The organism is Myxococcus sp. SDU36 (assembly GCF_030168875.1).
Lineage (GTDB): Bacteria > Myxococcota > Myxococcia > Myxococcales > Myxococcaceae > Myxococcus > Myxococcus vastator.
Genome location: NZ_CP077414.1, coordinates 1,858,039 through 1,878,666 on the forward strand (window position 1 = coordinate 1,858,039; position 20,628 = coordinate 1,878,666).

At 67.2% G+C, this 20,628-nt stretch carries 18 protein-coding genes and 1 riboswitch; of the genes, 8 read left to right on the forward strand and 10 right to left on the reverse strand.

All coding sequences use genetic code 11. The features are described from left to right. Window positions 1-21: 21 nt before the first annotated feature. The gene (locus KGD87_RS07475; protein ID WP_284666786.1) at window positions 22-834 is read right to left on the reverse strand and encodes a GNAT family N-acetyltransferase; all 813 of its coding nucleotides are present in this window, start codon (window positions 832-834) and stop codon (window positions 22-24) included. A gap of 338 nt (window positions 835-1,172) precedes the next feature. Between KGD87_RS07475 and KGD87_RS07480 the strand changes: the two genes are divergently transcribed. The 4 genes from KGD87_RS07480 to KGD87_RS07495 are packed head-to-tail and all read left to right on the forward strand — an operon-like array spanning window position 1,173 to window position 4,808. Then, window positions 1,173-2,387, forward strand: a complete 1,215-nt coding sequence (locus tag KGD87_RS07480) for an aminotransferase class I/II-fold pyridoxal phosphate-dependent enzyme (protein WP_284666787.1) — start codon at window positions 1,173-1,175, stop codon at window positions 2,385-2,387. 18 nt (window positions 2,388-2,405) lie between these two features. Further along, window positions 2,406-3,296: an aldolase/citrate lyase family protein gene (locus KGD87_RS07485; protein ID WP_284666788.1), complete on the forward strand. Its 891-nt coding sequence runs from the start codon at window positions 2,406-2,408 to the stop codon at window positions 3,294-3,296. Continuing rightward, complete coding sequence (locus KGD87_RS07490; RefSeq protein ID WP_284666789.1) at window positions 3,293-3,820, forward strand: MaoC/PaaZ C-terminal domain-containing protein; 528 nt, start codon at window positions 3,293-3,295, stop codon at window positions 3,818-3,820. Before KGD87_RS07485 ends, KGD87_RS07490 begins: the two co-directional genes overlap by 4 nt. Further along, window positions 3,807-4,808, forward strand: a complete 1,002-nt coding sequence (locus KGD87_RS07495) for an NAD(P)H-quinone oxidoreductase (protein ID WP_284666790.1) — start codon at window positions 3,807-3,809, stop codon at window positions 4,806-4,808. The genes KGD87_RS07490 and KGD87_RS07495 overlap by 14 nt, the downstream gene beginning before the upstream one ends. 5 nt (window positions 4,809-4,813) lie before the next feature. On the opposite strand, the gene KGD87_RS07500 is transcribed toward KGD87_RS07495, so the two are convergent. After that, window positions 4,814-5,818, reverse strand: a complete 1,005-nt coding sequence (locus KGD87_RS07500; RefSeq protein WP_284666791.1) for a formylglycine-generating enzyme family protein — start codon at window positions 5,816-5,818, stop codon at window positions 4,814-4,816. A 181-nt stretch (window positions 5,819-5,999) separates the two neighbouring features. Here KGD87_RS07500 and KGD87_RS07505 point away from each other — a divergent pair, with 181 nt between their 5' ends. Beyond that, complete coding sequence (locus KGD87_RS07505) at window positions 6,000-7,142, forward strand: hypothetical protein (protein WP_284666792.1); 1,143 nt, start codon at window positions 6,000-6,002, stop codon at window positions 7,140-7,142. Window positions 7,143-7,186: 44 nt separating this feature from the next. Here KGD87_RS07505 and KGD87_RS07510 read toward each other — a convergent pair whose 3' ends face one another. Continuing rightward, window positions 7,187-7,807 (reverse strand): hypothetical protein, encoded by a 621-nt coding sequence (locus KGD87_RS07510; RefSeq protein ID WP_284666793.1) that lies wholly within the window; start codon window positions 7,805-7,807, stop codon window positions 7,187-7,189. Window positions 7,808-7,954: 147 nt separating this feature from the next. Then, complete coding sequence (locus KGD87_RS07515) at window positions 7,955-8,311, reverse strand: hypothetical protein (RefSeq protein ID WP_284666794.1); 357 nt, start codon at window positions 8,309-8,311, stop codon at window positions 7,955-7,957. Window positions 8,312-8,607: 296 nt separating this feature from the next. After that, a riboswitch (guanidine-III (ykkC-III) riboswitch) is annotated at window positions 8,608-8,671 on the forward strand. A gap of 17 nt (window positions 8,672-8,688) precedes the next feature. On the opposite strand from KGD87_RS07515, the gene sugE reads away from it, so the two are divergent. Further along, entirely contained in the window at window positions 8,689-9,009 is a 321-nt protein-coding gene (gene sugE / locus KGD87_RS07520; RefSeq protein ID WP_163782000.1) for a quaternary ammonium compound efflux SMR transporter SugE, read from the forward strand. Between the two features lie 64 nt (window positions 9,010-9,073). Then, complete coding sequence (locus KGD87_RS07525) at window positions 9,074-10,273, forward strand: MBL fold metallo-hydrolase (RefSeq protein WP_284666795.1); 1,200 nt, start codon at window positions 9,074-9,076, stop codon at window positions 10,271-10,273. Window positions 10,274-10,279: 6 nt separating this feature from the next. Here the strand turns inward: KGD87_RS07525 and KGD87_RS07530 are convergent, their stop codons facing one another. Next, a complete protein-coding gene (locus KGD87_RS07530) occupies window positions 10,280-12,622 on the reverse strand; it encodes a tetratricopeptide repeat protein (RefSeq protein WP_284666796.1) in 2,343 nt (780 codons plus the stop codon). A 933-nt stretch (window positions 12,623-13,555) separates the two neighbouring features. Next, window positions 13,556-14,134, reverse strand: coding sequence for a GNAT family N-acetyltransferase (locus KGD87_RS07535; RefSeq protein WP_284666797.1), 579 nt, complete (start codon window positions 14,132-14,134; stop codon window positions 13,556-13,558). Window positions 14,135-14,259: 125 nt separating this feature from the next. On the opposite strand from KGD87_RS07535, the gene KGD87_RS07540 reads away from it, so the two are divergent. Continuing rightward, window positions 14,260-15,792 carry a methyl-accepting chemotaxis protein gene (locus KGD87_RS07540; RefSeq protein ID WP_284666798.1) on the forward strand — a complete coding sequence of 511 codons (1,533 nt, stop codon included), beginning with the start codon at window positions 14,260-14,262 and terminating at the stop codon, window positions 15,790-15,792. Here the strand turns inward: KGD87_RS07540 and KGD87_RS07545 are convergent. From KGD87_RS07545 to KGD87_RS07560, 4 genes are all read right to left on the reverse strand, one after another. Further along, window positions 15,780-16,367: a cysteine hydrolase family protein gene (locus KGD87_RS07545; RefSeq protein WP_284666799.1), complete on the reverse strand. Its 588-nt coding sequence runs from the start codon at window positions 16,365-16,367 to the stop codon at window positions 15,780-15,782. The two genes, KGD87_RS07540 and KGD87_RS07545, sit on opposite strands and share 13 nt — an antisense overlap. 108 nt (window positions 16,368-16,475) lie before the next feature. Continuing rightward, window positions 16,476-16,745, reverse strand: a complete 270-nt coding sequence (locus tag KGD87_RS07550) for a DUF2277 domain-containing protein (RefSeq protein ID WP_284666800.1) — start codon at window positions 16,743-16,745, stop codon at window positions 16,476-16,478. A gap of 72 nt (window positions 16,746-16,817) precedes the next feature. Further along, window positions 16,818-18,818, reverse strand: coding sequence for a M36 family metallopeptidase (locus KGD87_RS07555; RefSeq protein WP_284666801.1), 2,001 nt, complete (start codon window positions 18,816-18,818; stop codon window positions 16,818-16,820). 257 nt (window positions 18,819-19,075) lie between these two features. Continuing rightward, window positions 19,076-20,566: an MFS transporter gene (locus KGD87_RS07560; RefSeq protein ID WP_284666802.1), complete on the reverse strand. Its 1,491-nt coding sequence runs from the start codon at window positions 20,564-20,566 to the stop codon at window positions 19,076-19,078. Window positions 20,567-20,628 lie beyond the last annotated feature (62 nt).

Below are 20,628 nucleotides of genomic sequence, written 5' to 3' on the forward strand. Positions count from 1 at the left end.
GAAGGGAGGAACCGCCCCGTTCTAGGCGGCGGGACTCGCGCTGTTTTCCAACGCGTGGAAGCGCGCCACGGAGTCCGCCGGGATTTCAGCGAGCGCCATGACGAGCGGCAACGTGAACCACTGGAAATACGTGTCGTAGAGCGGCTCTGCGATGAAGCGCGCCCCCATCGTCCTGGCGAAGAGCGTAGGCGCCCTGGGCAGCCGCAGCCCGTCCAACAGCCCCTGCGCCGCCTTCGCCCGCTCCTCCGGCGTGTAGAAGGGACTGCGGGGACGCACCGGGGCCCGCCTCGGGTCGGGCACGGCCACACGCCAGTGCGGACTCAGCCATCCCCGGCGGGCCGCCACCTTCCATGAGAGGAGGGCGTCCTCGGGCGAGTCCGTCTCCAGGTTCGCGGACGCAATCCAGTGCGTCACCCCGCGCCGCCGGCTCTCCGTGTACATGCCCGCCTGCAGCCACGTAACGGCCTCCGAGCGCCGCCACTTTGGCAACACGCAGAAGCGCGAGGGCTCCGCGAACAGCCTGTCCGGCTGGAGCAGGCCCGAGAGGTCCACTTGCTGCTCCATCTCGAGCCCCACCTTCCCACCCAGGTTCGCCGCCACCTCCGCGTTGGGCAACGCCACTCGCATGGTCGCCACCGGCTCGTCGCCGGCGTAGACGAGCACGTGCACCGTGGTGTCGAGCGTGTCGACGCAGGTCACCTCCCGCCGAGACAGCGCGGACTGCTCGGGCAGCAGTCCCATTTCTCCGCCAAAGACAGCCCAGCGGATGCGAGCCACGTCATCGAGCTCCCGCTGGGTGGTGGCGACACGCCAGCGCCAGTGCCTGCACGTCATTGGGTACGCTCCTGGTTGTGAAGCGGGCGAATGTCTCGCCGCCCTCACACGTTCTTTCGTCGCAGGTGACGCGAGTTCGACCTCGGCGTTGGAGCGCCCCACGAGCGACAGCCACAACTCCCGTGTGCCTTCATGGGCCGCGTTGCTCGCATGCCCGGTTCCTTGCCAGGCAGGCTCACCAACATGGGCGGGTCAAACCGGCACCCGGGCTCTGGCTCCAAGTTTCCACTGCCGTTGTGCGCGCGAACGATGGCTCGTGAGCAATTCATGGGCTGGCCTTCCCAGGAAGGCGTGAATAGTCAGAACATGGTCGACCCGCGCTCTTGAAGGAGGCGTCGATGGAAGGGAAGAACCGGTACCGCAACAGCGAGTCGATGATTGTCCACGGCAACCCGTCCTTCCAGGCGGCGAAGGAAGCGGGGCTGTTGGACCTGGCGGTGCACAACACGGGGCATGGCACGCTCGCGCTGCCGGACGGCCGCGAGTTCATCAACATGTGCTCGTGTTCCTACCTGGGCCTGGACGCCGAGCCCGAGGTGCTCCAGGGCGCCATCGACGTGCTCCAGCGCGAGCGCACCATGGACATGGCCATCTCCCGGCTGCGCATCCGGCTGGCCATCCTGGACGAGCTCGAAGCGAGGCTGTCCACGCTCTGGCGCTCGAAGGTCATCGTCACCACCACGGCGAGCTACGCCAGCGCGGGCATGCTGCCGCTCATCGCGTCCGGACACCTGCTGCCGGAGGGCCAGCGGCCCGTCATGGTCTTCGACAAGTCCGCGCACTTCTCCATGAACCTCATCAAGCCCATCTGCGCGGACGAGACGGAGGTGCTGACGTCGCCACACAACGACCTCGAGTTCCTCGAGGACGCCTGCCGCAAGCACGCGCGCGTGGCCTACGTCGCGGACGGCTTCTATTCGATGGGCGGCGCGGCGGTGGTGAAGGAGCTGCTCGCGCTCCAGGACCGCTACGGCCTGTTCCTGTACTTCGATGACTCCCACGCGCTCTCCGTCTACGGCGCGGCGGGGGAGGGCTTCGTGCGGACGCTGGCAGGGAGCGAGCTGAACCCGCGCACCATCATCATCGCGTCGCTGGGGAAGGGCTTCGGCACCGCGGGTGGCGCCGTCATGCTCGGGCCGAGCCAGCACGCGGACCTGGTGGGGCGCTTCGCCGGGCCGCTGGGCTGGTCGCAGAGCCTGTCCATTCCCGCCATTGGCGCCAGCATGGCCTCCGCGCGCATCCACGGCACGCCGGAGCTGGCGAAGCGGCAGCAGGCCCTGCGCGCCAACATCCGGCGCTTCGACGAGCACATCCCGACGCGGACCGCGGGCGAGGACTTCCCCATCAAGGTCATCGACGTGGGCCCGGAGGACGTCGCGGTGGAGCGCTCGCGGCGGCTGCTGGAGCGCGGGTTCTATTCGTCGGCGGTGTTCTTCCCCATCGTCCCGAAGGGACGCGCGGGCCTGCGCATCATGTTGCGGTCCAACCTGTCGCAGGCGGACGTGCGGCGTTTGTGCGACGCCGTGCGGGAGATTTCCGAACCCACAGCCTGAGTGAGTGGAGGTGGCGTCATGCCGTTGTCCATGGCTTGCAGGTCCATGCTGGTGACGCCCGCGCTGGAGCCGACGCGCTTCGACAAGGCGGGCGAGGTGGGCGCGGATGTAGGGTTGCTCGACCTGGAGGACGGCGTGCCCAGGGCCTTCAAGCCCGAGGCACGCCACCTGGCCACCGAGCACCTGGCGCGAGGCCGCCGCTCGCGCCCCATGGCGTTGCGAATCAACAGCCTGCGCACGGAGGACGGGCTCCGGGACGTGTTGGCCCTGCTGGACACGGGGGCCCGGCCCGACATCGTCCTGCTTCCCAAGGTGGAGTCACCCGCCGAGCTGCAACAACTCGACGCGCTGCTGAGTCCCCGGCTGCCGGACGTGGCGCTGCTGGCCATCATCGAGACGTCTCGGGGCGTGGCCTCGGTGGAGGACATCGCGAGCGCAACGCCGCGGCTCCAGGGGCTCGTGTTCGGCGCGGCCGACCTGTCCGCGCAGCTGGGAATCCCGCTGACGTGGGAGCCCATGCTGTACGCGCGCGCGCGCATCGCCATGGCGGCGGGGGCGGCGGGGCTGTCCGCCATCGACTCACCGTACTTCGACCTGGCGGACCTGGACGCGGCGGAGGAGGAGACGCGCCGCGCCCGGGCGCTGGGGTTCGGCGGGAAGATTGTCATCCACCCGGCCCAGGTGGCCGCCGTCCACCGGGCCCTGCGTCCGTGCGCGCGCTCAGTGGACCACGCGCGCCGCGTGGTGGCGCAAGCGGAGGACGGGAAGGGCGGCATCCGGCGCCTGGGCAACGGCATGGTGGGGCCACCGCTGGTGGCGGCGGCGCGGCGGGTCCTGGCCAACGAACACCGGATGGAGGAGCTGGAGTCCACGCCGCGGCGACAGGGCGCCAGGACAGGAGACACATGAAGAAGATGATCACCGCCCACAAGAAGGTGGGCAAGCAGCGCTACCGCGAGACGCACGGCCTCTACTTCGACGACTTCGAGGTGGGGGACGTGTTCGAGCACCGGCCCGGGCGCACACTCACCGACGTGGACAACATGTGGCAGTCCCTGCTGTGCCTCAACACGCATCCGCTGCACATCGACGCGGTGTATGCCAGCAAGACGGAGTGGCAGAGGCCGCTGATGTCCAGCCTGGTGACGCTGGCCATCGTCGGCGGCATGAGCCTCAACAGCACCAGCGCGAAGGGCGTGGCGAACCTCGGCTGGGACAAGGTCCGGCTGACGGCGCCCGTCTTCGTGGGGGACACCATCTACGCGGAGAGCCGCGTGCTGGCCAAGCGCAGGTCCCGCTCCCGTGGAACGCAGGGCATCGTCTCCGTGGAGACGAAGGGCGTGAAGGCGGACGGCACCGTGTTCATGACGTTCGAGCGCTCGTTCCTGGTGCCGCTCAAGAAGCACAGCGTGGACGTGGATGCGAACTACTGACGCGGTGATGCGCGCGGTGACGCAGGACAGGCCCGGCGGGCCGGAGGTCTTCCGGCTGTGTGAGCTGCCGCGTCCGGTGCCGGGCCCGCGTCAGCTCCGCGTCCGGGTGCGCGCGGCCGCCCTCAATCGCGGAGACATCCTCCAGCGCAGCGGGGCCTATCCGCTGCCTCCGGGGGTGGCCAGTCCGTTGATTGGCGTGGAGGTCGCGGGCGAGGTGGAGGCGTGCGGCGAGGAGGTGCACGGCTTCGAACCCGGCCAGCGTGTCTTCGGATTGGTGGATGGCGGCGGCTACGCGGACGCATGCCTCATGGAGGCGGGGATGGCCATCCCCATGCCAGCGGGCTGGCGCTTCGTGGAGGCGGCGGCGACGCCGGAGGCCTTCTTCACCGCGCACGAAGCCTTGCTGGAGCTGGGCGGCCTGCGCGCGGGACAGGCGGTGCTCATCCATGCGGGGGGCAGCGGCGTTGGCACCGCGTGCATCCAGGTGGCCCGCGCGGTGGGCGCGCGGGTGTTCTTCACGGTGAGCACCGAGGAGAAGCGCCGCCGCTGCCTGGCCCTGGGCGGTGAGGCGGGCGTGCTGCGCACCGAGCAGGACTTCGCGCGGGAGCTGCCCGTCCTCACGGGAGGCGCGGGGGTGGACTTGGTGGCGGACGTCGTGGGCGGCGCGGCGCTGGCGCGGAACCTGTCCGTGTTGAAGTTCGGCGGCTGCCTGCTCCTGCTGGGCGTGCTGGACGGGATGGAGGGCGCGCTGGACGTGCGGCAGGCCATCCTGCGCCGGCTCCAGCTTCGCGGCATGTCACTGCGCCCGCTGCCCCTGGAGGAAAAGGTGGCCGTCACGCGCCGCTTCCGCGAGCGGTGGCTGCCAGAGCTGGAGGCGGGGCGGGTGCGGCCCATCATCGACTCCACGTTTCCGCTGGAGCGCGTGGCGGACGCGCACCGGCGCATGGAGTCCAATGCCAGCTTCGGGAAGATTGTCCTGGAGCTGTAGGCGGCTCAGGGACGGACGACGCAGCGGAACCCGATGTGCGACGTGCCGCTGTCCACGGCCTGGGGTGAGCGTGCCGCCGGGCGGTAGCGCAGGCAGTAGTTCGGCGCGCACAGGTGGCTGCCGCCCTTGAGGACGCGCCGGGGAATCTTCACCTTCGGCAGGCAGGGGTCCAGGCTGCGATCCGCCGTGGACGGCCCCCGGGGATTGACGGGGATGCAGCAGGGCTTCCCGCCGTGGCTCTCGTGCCGCTCCTGGTACCAGTCCACGGTCCACTCCCACACGTTGCCGGCCATGTCGAAGAGGCCGAAGGCGTTCGGTGGGAAGCTGCCCACGGGGGAGGTGCCCTCGAAGCCGTCCGTGTTCAGGTTCCGCCAGGGGAACTCGCCCTGCCAGGTGTTGGCCATCAGCTTGCCCCCCGGCGCGAACTCGTCGCCCCAGACGTACACCTTCCGCTCCAGGCCTCCGCGCGCGGCGTACTCCCACTCCGCCTCGGTGGGCAGCGCCTTGCCCGCCCATTGCGCATAGGCGAGCGCGTCCTCGAAGCAGACGTGCACCACCGGGTACTGCTCGCGTCCCTGCCAGGTGCTGTCCGGGCCTTCAGGGTGCTTCCAGCAGGCGCCCGCCGTGTAGAACCACCACTGCGTCAAGTCCCGCAGGTCCACGCGCGCCAGCGTCTTCTTGAAGACGAGCGAGCCCGGGACGAGCAGCGCCGGATTCGCGCCGGGAAAGTCGTCGGGGTTCAAGGGGCGCTCGGCCACGGTGACGTAGCCGGTGGCCTCCACGAAGCGCGCGAAGTCCGCGTTCGTCACCAACTGGCTGTCCATCCAGAAGTCCGTCACCGTCACCTGATGCGTCGGCCGCTCCTCCGGGTAGTGGTGGTCCGAGCCCATCCAGAACGTCCCGCCGGGGATGTAGACCATGCCCGGCAGCGAGCGAGCTTCCTGCGCCGTGCCGCCCTCGAGCGGCCGGCCGCCCTGGGCCGCGACTTCGTCGACGACGTCGATGCTCATGTGCGTGCCTCCTTCCCTGCGAGAACGGAGGGGCGCGCCGTGCCCCGGCTTGAAACGTGGGGGCCGCGCGGCACGGAACAATCCGGCCCTCGGGGGTAGGCCTCGTGTCCGCGCCCGCGCCTCCCGGTCCGGGGGCGCTTGTCGTTTCTGGACGCATCCCCACCGTGGAGACGGCGCCCTCATGGACCCGCATTCGACGATTGCCGAATTCTCCCTGGTGAAGGGCGGGCTGCTCTTCGAGACCGAGCGCCGGCTCCGGCGGGGCCCGCGCAAGCGCCACGACCTGGTGTGGCGGGCGCTGGCCTTCTCGGCGATTGGATGGCTGCCCCTGCTGCTCTTCACGCTGCCGTCGGGCGGTGCGACCGTGAACTCCCTGTTCGAGGAGCTCCAGGTCCATGCGCAGTTGTTGATCGCGCTGCCCGTACTCCTCGCCGCGGAGCCATACATCGATGGCCGCCTGGCGGTCGCGGTTCGCCAGTTCCTCGATTCAAACCTGGTGGCGGCGGATGGCCTTCAGACGTTCGAAGAAGGTGCTCGTCGGGCCATGCGGTGGCGGGACAGCTATGTCGTGGAGGCGCTGCTGCTCATCCTGGCGTATGCGCTCACGTTCATCACCCCCGCCGACGCCAGCCGGTCGTGGACCCTCAGCGGTGATGGGTATTCGATGGCGGGCTGGTGGAACCTGGCCGTGAGCCAGCCCCTGTTCCGGTTCCTGGCGCTCCGGTGGCTGTGGCGCGGCGTCGTGTGGAGCGGCTTCCTGCTGCGCGTGTCACGACTGCCATTGACGCTGGTGCCGACACATCCGGACCTGATGGGCGGGCTCGGGTTCCTGCCCCTCCGCCAAGCCAGCTTTTCGCCCGTGGTGTTCTCCCTGGCCGTGGTGGTGGCGGCGTACACGTCCCGGGTGGAGCCCAAGGGCCTGTCGGCCAACCCCGTGGCCTATGTGATTCCGCTGGTGGTCATCGCGGCCGGCGCGGTGGTGCTGGTGTTCGCGCCGATGAGCTTCTTCGTGCCCCAGCTCGTGCGGGCGAAGCGCCTGGGTGATGAGGCCTTCTCGAAGGTCGCGTCGAAGCACTCGCGGCAGTTCGAGCACAAGTGGTTCCGGCGCGGACCGGAGCCGGAGCTGCTGGGCGCGCCGGAGATGTCCTCGCTGGCGGACATCGGCACGGCCTTCACCCTGGCGCGGAAGATGCGCCTGTTTCCCTGGGACCTGCTGGCTCTGCAGGCCGTGGTGGGCTCGGCGCTGGCGCCGCTGGTCCTGCTCCTGGTGGTGGACCGGCAGTTCCTCGCCGTCCTCAAGTTCATCCACGACGGTCTGCGGTGACGCGGGCCCGGAGTGGCTCCGGGCCCGGTCATCCGGATGCGCGCTCAGAACGTGGCGCCGACGTTGAGCGTGGCGTTGTAGCTGGAGCCTCCCGCGAAGGTGACGTCTGTCACGGGCTGGTTCTCCGCGGGGGGCAGCGTGGGGACGAGCTCCTGGTCGAAGAGGAGGTTGTAGTTGGCGCGCAGGTCCGCGGTGAAGGAGCCCGTGTAGAAGCGCAGCCCCGCGCCCAGCGGCACGGCGCCGGCGGTGTCGTCGCGGTAGCCCAACACTTCGCCGCCCCGGCGGACGTTGTACCAGTTCATGCCGATGCCGCCGAGGAGGTAGGGCTGCACGGGGCTCGCCGTCAGGCCGATGGTGGCCACCGCCTGCCCACCGTTGCGGACGATGTCCGGGTTTCGCGCCAGTTCCTCCAGGCCGCGCAAGTCGATCTTGTTGATGGCGCCGGTGTAGCCCACCTCGATGCCCAGCACGGTGGACGGCTTGAGCGTGGCCGTGGCGCCGTAGGCCGCGCCAGGGTCGAGGCGGGGGGCCAGCCCACCGCTGTAGCCCTCCACGCCGCCACCCACGGTGACGGTGAGCCCCCGCATGTTCGCCGCATCCTGCGCCAGGGCCGCACCGCCTCCGCACACCGCGCCCGCCACGACCAGTGCCTGGATTCGTTTCATCTTGAGTGCCTCCGACGGCTGGAATTGTTCCGTCAGAAGCTGGGACCGCGGGCCGCCCCGTTCAACCTGGACCCGCCGTGCTCCGCCGCGAGCCCTCCCTCGGGTGCTTGTTGGAGGCGGCGCGCACTCGGCCCGCTCTCACCACCCCTACGGGCAGGGGATGTTCGGCCCTACGTCGATGACCTCTGAGTCCGCCTCGGGCAGATTGCGCTCTTGATTCGACGGAACTCGAGGCTCATCGCCACCCGGCTCTTCCATCGTGTCCCACGTCCCTGACTCGTTCGTCACGGATTCAAACTGCCCGCTGCCACCCGTGGCGGACTCATCGTAGACCGTCTCATCCGACGCGGCTCTCGACTCGCGTTCCTTCTCCGCCGCGGGCTCGAAATACTCACCCGTGCTGTCGGGGGCCTCCTGCCACGCGGCCGACCGCTCGTTGGCGTCGTTGTTCGCGCAGCCCCACAGGGCCAGCATCGAGGCTGTCCCCAGCAATAGTCCCTTCATCGCTCTTTCTCCCATTCGTTGTCATGTCACGCATCGCGGGTGACGACTCAGTCACGCGGGCCGGCCACCTGGTAAGGGGGCGCCAGTCATCCAGTCCGAGTCATGCGCGTTTCTTCAAGCTGGGGGGCGCCCGGGTCCGAGGGAATGGTCATCGCGGCGGCGGGACGGAGCGCCGCGTGCCCGTGCGCCAGCACCGCGGGCGGTGGCGCGGAGCGTGGCTGCCCGGCAGGGCTCGTGCCACGGCGATCCAGTTGAACCGGGGACAGGGGGCCTCTATACAGGGGCAGCGGGCGCCCTCGTGGTGAGGTCGCCTGGCCCGGACGAGGTGCGCCGTACCCGGTCAGGACAAGACGACGCGACAACGGGAGTCGTACGTCATGTCCTGGATTCTCCTCGTCATCGCGGGATTGCTCGAGGTCTGTTGGGCCATCGGTCTCAAGTACACCGAGGGCTTCACTCGGCTGGTACCCAGCGTCCTCACGGGCGGTGCCATCGTCGCCAGCATGGTGCTGCTGGGGCTCGCCACGAAGAACCTGCCCATTGGCACGGCCTACGGGGTGTGGGTCGGCATTGGCGCGGTGGGCGCGGCCATCATGGGCATCGTGCTCTTCCATGAGCCCGCCACGCCCGCGCGGCTCTTCTTCGTGTCGCTGCTGGTTATCTCCATCGTGGGCTTGAAGGTCACCAGCGGGCGGTAGTTGTTGGCCCGCCGCTGCTGATTTCGCAGGCGCGGCCCCAACGGGAGCGCTACACGTTGGGGCCATGCGCAATGTGTTCCTGGTTGGAGGTCGTCCGACGCGGCGGAGCTTGTGGCGCTATGCCCTGGGCGTGGTGGGGCTGGGCGCTGGGATTGGCGCCGTCCTCGCCTGGACGACGACGGACGGCCTCCAGTCTCTAGGCGCGCGTGCGGAGGGGGCGCGCCTGGAGCGGATGAAGGCCTCGCCGCGCTACCAGGACGGCATCTTCCTCAACACCGCCGGTGCCACGCTGCCGCGGAATGCACCGGACTGGGGCACGTTGAAGGAGCTGCTCTTCGGCACCCAGCAGCGCACGCCACCGTCCGCGCTGCCCATGGAACGGAACGTGGCCGCGGCGCTGGCGAAGCCGCCGGAGAGCGGCCTGCGTGTGACGTGGCTGGGCCACTCCACGCTGCTGGTGGAGCTTGACGGCTTCCGCATCCTCACCGACCCCATCTGGGGCGAGCGCGCGTCGCCGTCCACCATCGCGGGGCCCAAGCGGTTCCATCCGCCTCCGCTGCCGCTGGAGTCGCTGCCGGACGTGGACGCGGTGCTGCTGTCGCATGACCACTACGACCACCTGGACATGCCCACCATCCGGGCGCTGGTGCCGCGTCAGGTGAAGTTCTACGTGCCGCTGGGCGTGGGGGCGCACCTGGAGAAGTGGGGCGTTCCGGCGGAGCGCGTGGTGGAGCTGGACTGGTGGCAGGAAGTGTCGCTGGGGGAGGGGGAGGGGCGCCTGCGCATGGTGGCCACGCCCGCGCAGCACTTCTCCGGTAGAGGCCTGACGGACCGCAACAGCACGTCCTGGACGTCGTGGACGCTGCTGGGCCCGCGGCACCGGGTCTTCTTCAGCGGGGACACGGGGCTGACGGAGGAGTTCGCGGAGGTGGGCCGCCGCTTCGGTCCGTTCGACGTCACGATGTTCGAGGTGGGCGCCTTCCATCCGTCCTGGGGGAGCATCCACCTGGGGCCGCATCAGGCGCTGAAGGCGCATGAGATGGTGCGGGGGCGTGCCTTGCTGCCCATCCACTGGGGGACGTTCAACCTGGCGCTGCACGCCTGGGACGCGCCCGCGAACGAGCTGGCGGCCGAGGCCCGCGAGCGGGGCGTGAGTCTGCTCACGCCCGTCCTGGGACGCCCCGTGGAGCCGACGCGGGAGCGGGCGGACACGGCGTGGTGGCGCACGGTGCAGACGGCGGCCGTCGCTGGCGACGCGCCCTGATGAGGATTAGTCGTTTTTGTGGTACTCCAACTCCACCCAGTGCTTCCAATCCTTGAAATAGGGATGCCTTCTCAGTGCCCGTAGGTCAGGGTCCCGCGTCAACCACCACCATTTACCCTGCGCGATAGGACCGCTAGGATCGCGCATGGCTTGGGAAAGATGATGTAGGGCTCGTTTCGCCCATGCATCGCAGTGGCGTTCTGGTTCTCTGATTCTGTGGAAATGCCAAATAGGGTTGGACGCTCTTGCGGTGCCGGAAAACTCCTCGAATGGCTCCATTTCCATGGTCATACATAGTGCATAAAAACAGGCAAGATTGTAATGGGCAGTGCCCCAGTGAGATGGATTTTTGCGATGAGTCGAATTTGCCTCGCAGGAGAGGGTTCGAGCTTGCTCGATGCAAGAGTGTGCTCTTTGGAGCCAGTCTCGCGTGTCCCCTTTATGTCCTCTGTGTAGTTTGTATTTTTCCCATGGCCAAGAGCGGCTTTCTTGTTTCTCCATGGCCAGGAGGAGCTCTTTTGTTTTCTTTGGCTCATAAAGCATGCAGTCTCTTAGTGCGACGCAACATTGTAGTGCCTTAATGGAGGTGCGCATTGCCCTGAGCAGTGATGGCGGCCAAAGCAATGTCCTTGTAAACCGCCTGCGCTCCGAGGTGTCGCTTGCGCACCACCACAGCACCCGTGCACCGCAGTCGATTTTTAGTTCACCAATCAAATAAAGTGAAAAAAGGTGGAACCACCCGCGCGAACGGTGGGCGTCGAGAGTGCCGTCTGGGCTGAACCAGTTCTCTATCGAAGACCATTGCTCCTCATTTTGAATGTGCTTGCTAGTCCTGTTGAAATGTTCGAATGCGTGACTTGAGCGGAGAGAGTCGATCAGGATTGACAAATCCGAAGCGAGATTTGTGTTTTTGACTGGCATTCTCTTTTTTTGGTGACTGCCTATCCAACGATCGACGTAGCTACAGACAAGAGCCAGTCTTAGGCGAGCCAGAATCATGTGTGGGTATCGCTCGCTTAGATCTAGGTAGATTTTTGCGGCATGCGCGTAGTGTCCACGAGCCTCGTGCGCTTGGCCGTATTGGAGTTGCGCTAGCGCATTGCCATGGCTTTTTTTTGCGGCAGATTTGAATAGATTGCATGCCTCTATGAGTCTTTTGTTGTTTATTCTTTCGACATGGAAAGGAACTGCGCTAAATGCTTCGACTCCCTCCCAGTAGTCCATGGCGATCTCGCCATCGCGGTCGCTCCAGTATGTCCATCGCGGCAGGGTGGGACAAAGGTCCAGACTGAGTGAGGATGTTGCGTATGCTGCTCTCATCACAGCACGATCAATGCCTCCCGCATTCTTTGAATACCAGTAGGTGTCCGCTAATTCCACGCGATGGGTGCGTAGGTTTTTTACCGTAAATCGAAGTCCTTCCTCTTGATTCTGGCTGGTTCCACGAGAGACGACGATGCCGGAGACGCGGAGTCCATGAAGAGGTACCGCGATACGCATTAGGAGTGAGATTGATTGAGTGAAAAAGCCTAAGCGATCATTTGTCTGTGATTCAAGAAGATCTCTCCAGTAGAGAAGAGAGCCGCCGGGTATTCGCGACGTGCTGTGTGGCGCGTTTTTCTGGAGTGTCTGACGAAAGAGCAGTTCCAGCGCAGCATTGCGTCTGTCCAGCGCGGAGTCTGGAGCTTTCTGAGTCGGGTTTTCCAACCTCTTTTCGGTGACGCCTTCCTCAACAATCTCTCCGACTTCGATTGGAAGCGTGGCCCGCGACGAGTGGACCAGGCGCCCCCAGTGATAGATCACCAGGGAGAACGCAGCGAAAATAAGCCACATTGTCCATGGGTTTGCGTCTGACTCTTGGGTGTCGGAGAGTTCGCCTGAGCCGCCAGGGCCATGCAACAATGAGCTTGACGCGCCAAGTGAAGTCGATGGCTGGTCTCCCACCTCGTGGTTCAGGTCATCATGTGTTGATGGGGAGTTACCATTCGCGAGATGTGGTGCAACACTCAGTCGCGCTTCAAGGAACGATCGAACACACGCTTCATCTGCTGGTGAGCATGGAAATTCTTCTTTCGCCGCCAAAGACGATTCTTCATATAGAGCGACGCCGACGATGATGGAGAGTGCGAGGCAGATAAGTGCGAAGTGAAACCAGCGTCTCGATAGGAGTCGCCCAGCAATGAGCACCAATGATGTAAAGAGGCCAGCGAGAAGAAGCCAGAAAAGCGCGCCGCCCGCTAGTCGACTGTTCGAATGTCCATCGAAGACGGCTGACCACAGTGACTCGTATCGCGTCAGTAATGTTGCCGTCCCGACAGCGACTAATGCGATCAGGGCGCCCCAGAACATGATGAAAGCAATAAAACAAGGGATGTACGGCCAGAGCAGTGAGGCTAGACGAGGAAATCGTTGGTGCAGAGTGCTCAGGGGTGTGCATGAGAGCTTTGGCCGCTTCATTATTAATCCGGGTTATTTTGGTTTGTTGGCGTTGTCTGTAGTTCCAGTTGGGTTGGTCCTGTGTTCTGTGATGGCGTGGCTTCCGTGAGATGTTTGTTGGTGTTTGGTGCTTGTTGTGAGATGTTAATCACCCCAATGACGTGACCAGCGCGCATTGTCAGTCGCTTTGGCCTTTAAAGGGCAAGTGCGCACTCATTTTCTTGCTGTCAGCAATCAGTCGAGCAACCTCATGCGAGGCCCCGCTCTGACGCCACGTGCGTGTGTCCGGAGCGCGGCCCTTTACTCTGCCCCTCCCGGAACGCAATCAGTCGCGGCCAATCTTTCGGGGGCTTTCGTGTCCCGTCGGCGAGCGTGCCGCCAAGCGCGTACTTCGGCATGGTGAGCACCCTTTCCGGCGCAAGCCGAGCCAGTCTGGCCCAATGTTTCCGCGCACGTTTGTTGATGGCCGAGTGAGCCGACTGATTAATGGCCTCGGGACTACGGTTTCCCAGTCGGGTCAAGGCCTTGGCCGCCTTCGGCGGTGCCTTTCGGGCAGCCTTGACCCGACCGGAGAGCCGTAGGATGGGAGCAGTCAGTCCCGCTGGTCGCGGAAACTGCTGGCGCGCCAAGGAGTTGAGTCGCATCATGGGCGTGACTTCCAGTGGTCCGGATCCTTGATGGCATTTTCGGAGCCTCCCTTTGGGAGCCCATCCATCAACCACCGTGCTCAGCAACAGGAACCGGCGCGGGAGCAGCCGGCCACCACGTGGTGGCGCACGGTGCGAACGGCGGCTATCGCTGACGACGCGCCCTGAGGACTCGCAGAGGCCCTGCCATCACCACGCGTCAGTTGGATTCGGTGAGTTCGAAGTGCAGCACGACCTCGCGCGTGGCCAGGCTCTCGTAGAGCGCGACGGCCGGCCCGTCACTGGGGACGGCCTGGACGAACACCGCGGAGATGCCGCGCGCTGTGGCGAGGGCGCATAACTCCGCGAGCAGGGCGCGGGCAATGCCTTTGCGGCGATGCGGCGTCGCGACCGCCAAGTCGTACAGGTAGAGCTCGCTGCGACGTGCCTCCAGCTTGGGAAGCTCATAGGCGACAATGCCGCCCACCACGCGCCCGTCGATTTGCGCCACCAGGACCACTGTCTCCTCGCGGCGAAGGACGGCGCGTAGGTAGTCGTCTTCGGGCGGGCTAGAGTACGATGCCGCGTCCTCGAAGGCCTCGGCGAAGACACCGTTCAGCTCCCGCATGAGCGCCAGATCCGTATCGCCGATTCGATGCACCCGATAGCTCACTGCTTCCATGATGTTCTCCGTGTCGCCGCGATCAAGCGCACGGACGGATGTAGCGGGTTTCAACGCCGAGCTGTGCCAGGCGAAGTCCATGCTCGGCGTGAATTTACGCTGAGAAAGCAGTCTCACGTCTCCGCGAAGTAGTGGTTTCCCGAGGGATTGCACCCCCGTACGCAGGCGCACACAATGCGACGCGTCTGAATTGTCGGATGGAGCATCATTCCCCGTTTTGAGCCCTGCGCGGGCACGGCCGGATGCGACTCTCACTCACCCATAAAATCACCCTGGCGCCCATCGTCGTGGCGCTCCTGTTCGTCCTCCTCTCCCAGGGCTACACCGTGCCTCGGCTCCAGGAAGCCTTCGAGGCGCAGGGGCGGGAGCTGAGCGGTGCGCTGCCCACGGTGCTCGCCTCCGCGCTGGCGGACGGCATGAAGCGGGGCGCGCACGACGAGGTCCAGCAGACGCTGGAGGCCGTGGCGCGGCATGGGGGGCTGGCCTACGTCGCCGCTTTCGACGCGAGCGGGACGCTGGTGGGCGTGGCCGGTGTGAAGGCCCAGGTGCTGCGGGATGCTCGCGAGCAGTTGAAGTCCTCCGAGGGTGGGCGCGTCCTGCGGGATGGAGACACGGAGCTGCAGGACCTGGTGGCGCCGGTTCCAGGTGACGTCGGCTGGGTCCACGTGGGCTTCGACCGCACCCATGCGCGGGGGCTCGTGGAGGGGGCGCTGGCGAACGTGGGCATCACCGTGCTGGTCGCGCTGCTCGTCTTCACCGCGGCGGCCTTCCTGGTCAGCCGCGCCATTGTGTCGCCCCTGGTCCAGCTCTCCTCCGCGGTCCGCCATATCGCGGAGCGCGGCGACCTGCGGCAGACCATTCGCATCGACTCGGATGACGAGGTGGGGCAGCTCGCGCGGGCCGTGGGCTTGCTGGTGGGCAAGCTGAAGGAGCTGCTTCACCAGCTCCAGTCCTCCACGGAGCTGCTCAGTGACTCGGTGTCGGGGCTGACGGAGTCGGCGGACCAGCAGAATGAGATGGTGACGCGCCACGCGGCCGCGCTGCAGGAGACGCAGGTGACGGCGCAGGAGATTCGCCAGACGGCGATGCTGGCGTCGGGCTCCGCGGAGTCCGTCATCCAGGTGGCCGAGCGCGCCGAGCAGCTGAGCCGCACCGGCGAAGTGGCCGTCTCGGCGAGCATCGACGGCATGGAGGAGGTGCGCAACCAGGTGGCGGAGATCGCCGCGCGCGTCACGTCCCTGGGTGAGCGGACCCGGCAGATCAGCGGCATCACCGAGACGGTGAAGGACCTGGCGGACCAGTCCCACCTGCTGGCCGTCAACGCCGCCATCGAAGCGGCGCGCTCCGGCGAGCATGGCAAGGGCTTCGTCGTGGTGGCGAAGGAGATTCGCGCGCTGGCGGACCAGTCCATCCGCGCCACCAACCAGGTCCGACGCATCCTCCAGGACATCAATCAGGCCATCATCGGCACGGTGGAGATCACCGTCGAAGGCACCGAGCTCATGGAGGCGGGGCTGACGCAGGTCCGCACGTCCGGGGAGACGCTGAAGCAGCTCACCGCCATCGTCGAGGACAGCACCGCGGCGGCGCGGCAGATCGCCCGGACGGTCAGCCAACAGGCCACGGGCATCGAGCAGATCTTCACCGCGGTCAACGAGCTGAACACCCTGATGACGGACACCGTGTCCCGCATCTCCACGACCAGCGACTCCGCCCTGTCCTTGAAAATGCTCTCCGAGCGCGTCTCCCAGGTCGTCCGCGCCTACGACGTCTGACGGCGCCGCTTCGTGGGCAGCTGCACCTCATCGCTCCGGCAGACGCGCACGTGGAGGAAGCGCTGGAGCTGGGAGAGCGCCAGGTCATGGTCGTTGTCGCTCTCCGCCGCGCAGCAGTCGCTCAGCACCGTGAGCGGGTATTCGTGCATGTGCGCGTCATGGGCGCTGAAGAAGACGCACAGGTTGGTGGCCAGCCCCGCGAGGATGAGCTCCCGGGTGCCCAGGTGCTCCAGCAAGGGCACCAGGGAGGTGGCGAAGAACGCCGAGTGCTTGGGCTTGAGGATGAAGTAGTCATCCGGCTCCGGCTTGAGGGCCCGGGCGACGCTCCGGCCCCGGCTCCCTCTGCGGGTGCAGTGGGCGTAGGTGTCGCGGAAGTTGCTGCGCCAGTACCCGAAGTTGTCGTTGACGTAGATGACGGGGACGCCGGCCCGCCGCATCCTCTCCGCGAAGGGGCCCAGGCGCTCCACCATGCGCAGGGCCCACGGGAGGACGTTCTCCCCGCCGGGGAAGTCCAGGTCGTTGATGACGTCGATGATGAGCAGGGCCGTGTCGGAGCGTTTCCCCGCTGACGTCAACCGTTGTGGCTTCGAGCTTCTGGACTTCCGCGTCACATCCACCCCGTCTTCAGGAGGCTGCCGAGCGGAAGGGTAAGCACGGCTCCAGTGGACGGCGAGCCTCCTCCGTCAGCGAGGCTGGGCCTTCTTGTAGCGCAGGCGCTTCATGGCCTCGAAGCGGGCCCTGTCCTTGGGCGGCGTGGTGGCCACCAGGCCGTCGAGCATGCGCTTCGAGCTCTGGAAGATCTCCTCGACGGCGACCTCGAAGGCGTCGGTGTTCTGCTTCGACGGCGTCCGCGTCCCGGCGATCTTCCGGACGAATTGAAGCGCCGCCGCGCGGATGTCTGCGTCCGTGGCGGGCGGCGCGAAGTTGAACAGGGGCTTGATGTTCCGGCACATGCCCACAGGCTAGGAGCGTGCCGGAAGCGGGGCAAGGCGCCGGAGGAAGCGCCTTGCCCCGGGAGACGGCGATTAGAGCGTGGCAGCCGTCGCGCTGAAGGAAGCGCAGGCGGCGGGCACCGCGAAGCCGTTGGTGGGCGCCGTGGTGCCGGAGCTGCCGGACACGGCGTTGCTGCCCAGGCCGAAGGCGGCGAAGGCCGTCCACAGGCGGCAGACGTCCTCGCCACCGTGCAGGGTGGTGGCCGCGGTGATGATGCCGTCACGCACCTGGGTGAAGGTGGGGCTGCACGGCGTGTTCTTCAGGCCCTGGGTGAAGTACAGCATCATGCGCTGGTTCCCCGCGGTGCCCGTGGCGTTGTACAGGTTGGAGCTGAAGCCGTGGTGGTTGACCAGGGCCCAGTAGGCCTCCCACATGCCCTGGGCGAACACCGCGCCCACGCCGTGCGGAACCGCCATGCCGTTGATGCTGGCGTAGGTCCAGGTGTTGACGGAGGGGCTGGTGCTGTAGCGCTGGGGGCGGATGCCCACGCCCGTGGTGGGCTGGTTCAGGGCGTAGGTGCCCACGCCGCGGCCCTGCGCGCCGGTGTCCGTCGCCTTCGCGGTGTAGAAGAGCGCCAGGAAGTCGCTGATGCCCTCGCCCGGCTGCTGGCGGTTCGACAAGCAGGACACGTTGCTGGGGCCACCCACGAGGCGGTTGGAGATGCCGTGGCCGAACTCGTGGACGATGATGCCGGCGTCCAGGTCTCCGTCCTTGTTCGGCGTCACCGTGTTCCAGCGGTACATCTGCATGCGCGGACGCTGGCCGTCCGGCGGGGTCAGGAAGTTGGCGTTGTTCATGCCGCCGCCGTCCTGGGCCTCCGCGCGCACGTCGTCGTTGCCCACGCCACCCCGGCCGTAGTTGTTGACCTGGAAGTTACCGGAGCGCTCGTCGAAGCCGTACTGGTACTGGACGTCGTGGATGATGTTGTTCCAGTAGAACAGGTTGGTGACGGCCGCGGGGATGTACGTGGACGGCGCGCCCGTGAGGTTGATGGGGAAGTCGCAGGCGAGGGCCGCGGTGCAGTTGGGCTGCGAGGCGGGCGGCTGGCCGGTGTTGCTGGTGTCCGCGTAGGCGTGGACGTTGTTGCCGCGGGGGATGGTGAACTCGGCGCCGGCCACGCCGTTGGTGTCGTGCCAGCCGTAGGGTGACGCCGTGGCGTTGGCGGGGTTGGTGACCAGCACGCGCCCGTCCGCCGGCGGCAGCGGCGTGGTGTGGTTGGGGCTCTCCACCGGCATGGGGTAGACGCGGTAGGTATCGGCGGCCACCCAGTCGAAGCGCGTCCAGACCTCGCCCGTGGCCGCGTCCACGGTGACGTCGTAGGCGTGGTCGCTGTCCAGGGTGTGGACCTGGAAGCGCCACACCAGCCGGGCTTCACCCCGGCGGACCGGCAGCACCGCCAGCTCCGCGTCGATGGGCTCGGTGGACAGGCCCTCCACCGCCACGCGCGTGCGCTGGCGCGCGCCGGGCTCGGCCTTCAGGGACTCCGGCGCCGCGGAGATGCGGACGCCCAGGTGCTTCGCCAGCCCCACCACCGCGTCCGCGGCGCTCAGGCGGGGCGTGGTGCCGGCGAGCGAGGACTCCAGGGCCGGGAGGAAGTCGCTGTGCACGCTGAGCACGCGGCCATCGCGGTCCACGTTGATCTGGAGCTGGCCGTTGTAGACGGGCAGGCCCCGGTACGTCTGGCGCAGGTACAGGTTGGTGATGCCGCTCACCTTCGAATAGACGCGGTCCGTCACCTCGAGGTTCGCCAGGTCGTTGAGCCCCAGCCCAAGCGCGTCCCGGTGCTTCTGGACGAAGTCCAGGCCAATGGCCATCGGGTCGCCGCTGCGCGGACTGGAGAGCGCACCCACTGGATTGGTGAGCGAGCGCACCAGGCCGTTGGACTCGTCGAACTCCACCATCAGCTCCGGCACGGTCTGCCGCAGCGCGGCCTGGCTGGACTTCTGGGCAGACGAGACGCCAAACCGTGCCTGCGCGTTGTAGGCATCACGCGCATCGTAATTACGAACGCCTTCCTCCGAATGGACTGCCATTGCGGCAGAACCCGAGAGGGTTCCCACGAGAAACACCGCATGAAAAAGGCGCCTTCGGTAAGGACCTGAGGACATGTCGTGCTCCTGCACTGCGGGTTGACCGCGCTCTCTAGGAGCTGCGGTGCTGGCACGGCAGAAAGCATACTTTGAGTGAAAATAGCAAATCACCAGCTAGTCTGGAATTCTCCGGTTTTGCGCAACGGATTTGCACAGTCCCGCAGTATGACAAGCAATGGTGCTGTCATGTCTTTTGAGTGTCAGTCGTCTGACGCGGTGCGATGAGCAGCGATTGGCCGCGGAAGCAGGCGCGACAGCATCGCGCTCACGGAGCGCACGGGGTGGGCGCCGGGTTCGGGGATGCGCGCCGTGAGCAGGGCCGCGCCCAGGCGGGCCACCGAGGACAGCACGAAGAGCACGTGCAGGTTCACCCAGACCTGGCCGCCCAAGGTGAAGTGGGTGGGCAGCGCGGCGGCGATGGCGCCTCCCAGGGCGGCCGCGGCGGCATAGGCCAGGCCGCCGGCGGTGGCGAAGGCGGCCAGGTAGAAGGGGCGGTTCTTCCGGGGCGCCACCGCCAGGGGCAGCTCGAAGATGGCCAGGCCGTGGCCGCTCCACAGCGCCCCGGCGAGGAGGACGTCGAAGAGCAAGGGCCACAGCGTCCCCGCGGAGGGTAGCAGCCACAGGACGGGGATGGCGGCGATGCCCAGTGAGCACGCCATCAACACGGGCTGGGCGCCGCAGCGGTCAATCGCGCGGCCCCAGAGTGGCGCCGCCAGGATGCGCACGCCCGCCACCGCCGCGGCGTGCAGCGCCATGACGACGAAGGTCATCTGGAGGTTCTGGAGGCTGTGCAGCGCGAAGAAGGGCGCGGACACCCCCACCGCCGCGTTCCAGGTCACCTGGTAGGTGAGCACCCGGCGCGCGTTGTCATCCTTGAAAGGGACCAGCGCGCCCTTGAGCTCCAGGGGTGGGGTGGTGCCGGGGGGCGCCGGGTCGTGCTGCGAGGCCATGAACAGGGTGGTGACGATGCCCATGACGCACGCGCCCAACGCGAGCAGGGGCAGGGCCACGCCCACGCCGCCCGTGGGGCGCAGCCGGTCCATCAGCAGTCCCGCGCCCAGGGAAGCCAGCGTGCCCGCCAGCGTGGTGAGCGCGGTGCGGCGTCCGAAGAAGCGGCCCCGGACGGCGCGGGGCACCAGCTCTCCCATCCACGCCACCCAGGCGTTGTTGCCCACCACGCTCAGCGCGGCGGAGACGCCGGCCACCGTCAGCAGCAGGCGCTGCTGGGATTCGAAGGGCAGGTCCAGCCACGGCAGCACCGCCAGGGGGAACATCACCACGCGGGACAGGCACACGGCGGTGAGGGCCACGCGCCGGTGGCCGAAGAGGCCCGTCAGCCAGGCCGCGGGGAACTGCACGAACTGCGCGAAGAAGGGCAGGGCCGTCATCACCCCGACGAGGAAGGGCCCCAGCTTCAGCGCGATGGCCCACGCGGTGAGCACCGTCGCGCCCGCGCACGCGGTGAAGACCTCCGAGAACATGCCCTCCACCACGGAGACACCCAGCGTCCGGCGCAGCCGGCCCTGCTGGGGGCGGACCCGTGGCCCGGGCCCGTCCGCGGGCGGTGCCCCCAGGAGCGGCGCCGTCGAGCCGGGCAGGGACGCACCGGGCCGGAACAGCGGAACCGCGGAGGCAAGGGAGGCGAAGCTGAAGCTGCGGAGGAACTTCCGGCGGAGGGCTGCGCGAGTCACAGGTCCGCTCTCTGTCGCACGCTCCGCCGGGCCCTCTCAATCCACTCCGGGTGAGTCCCAGG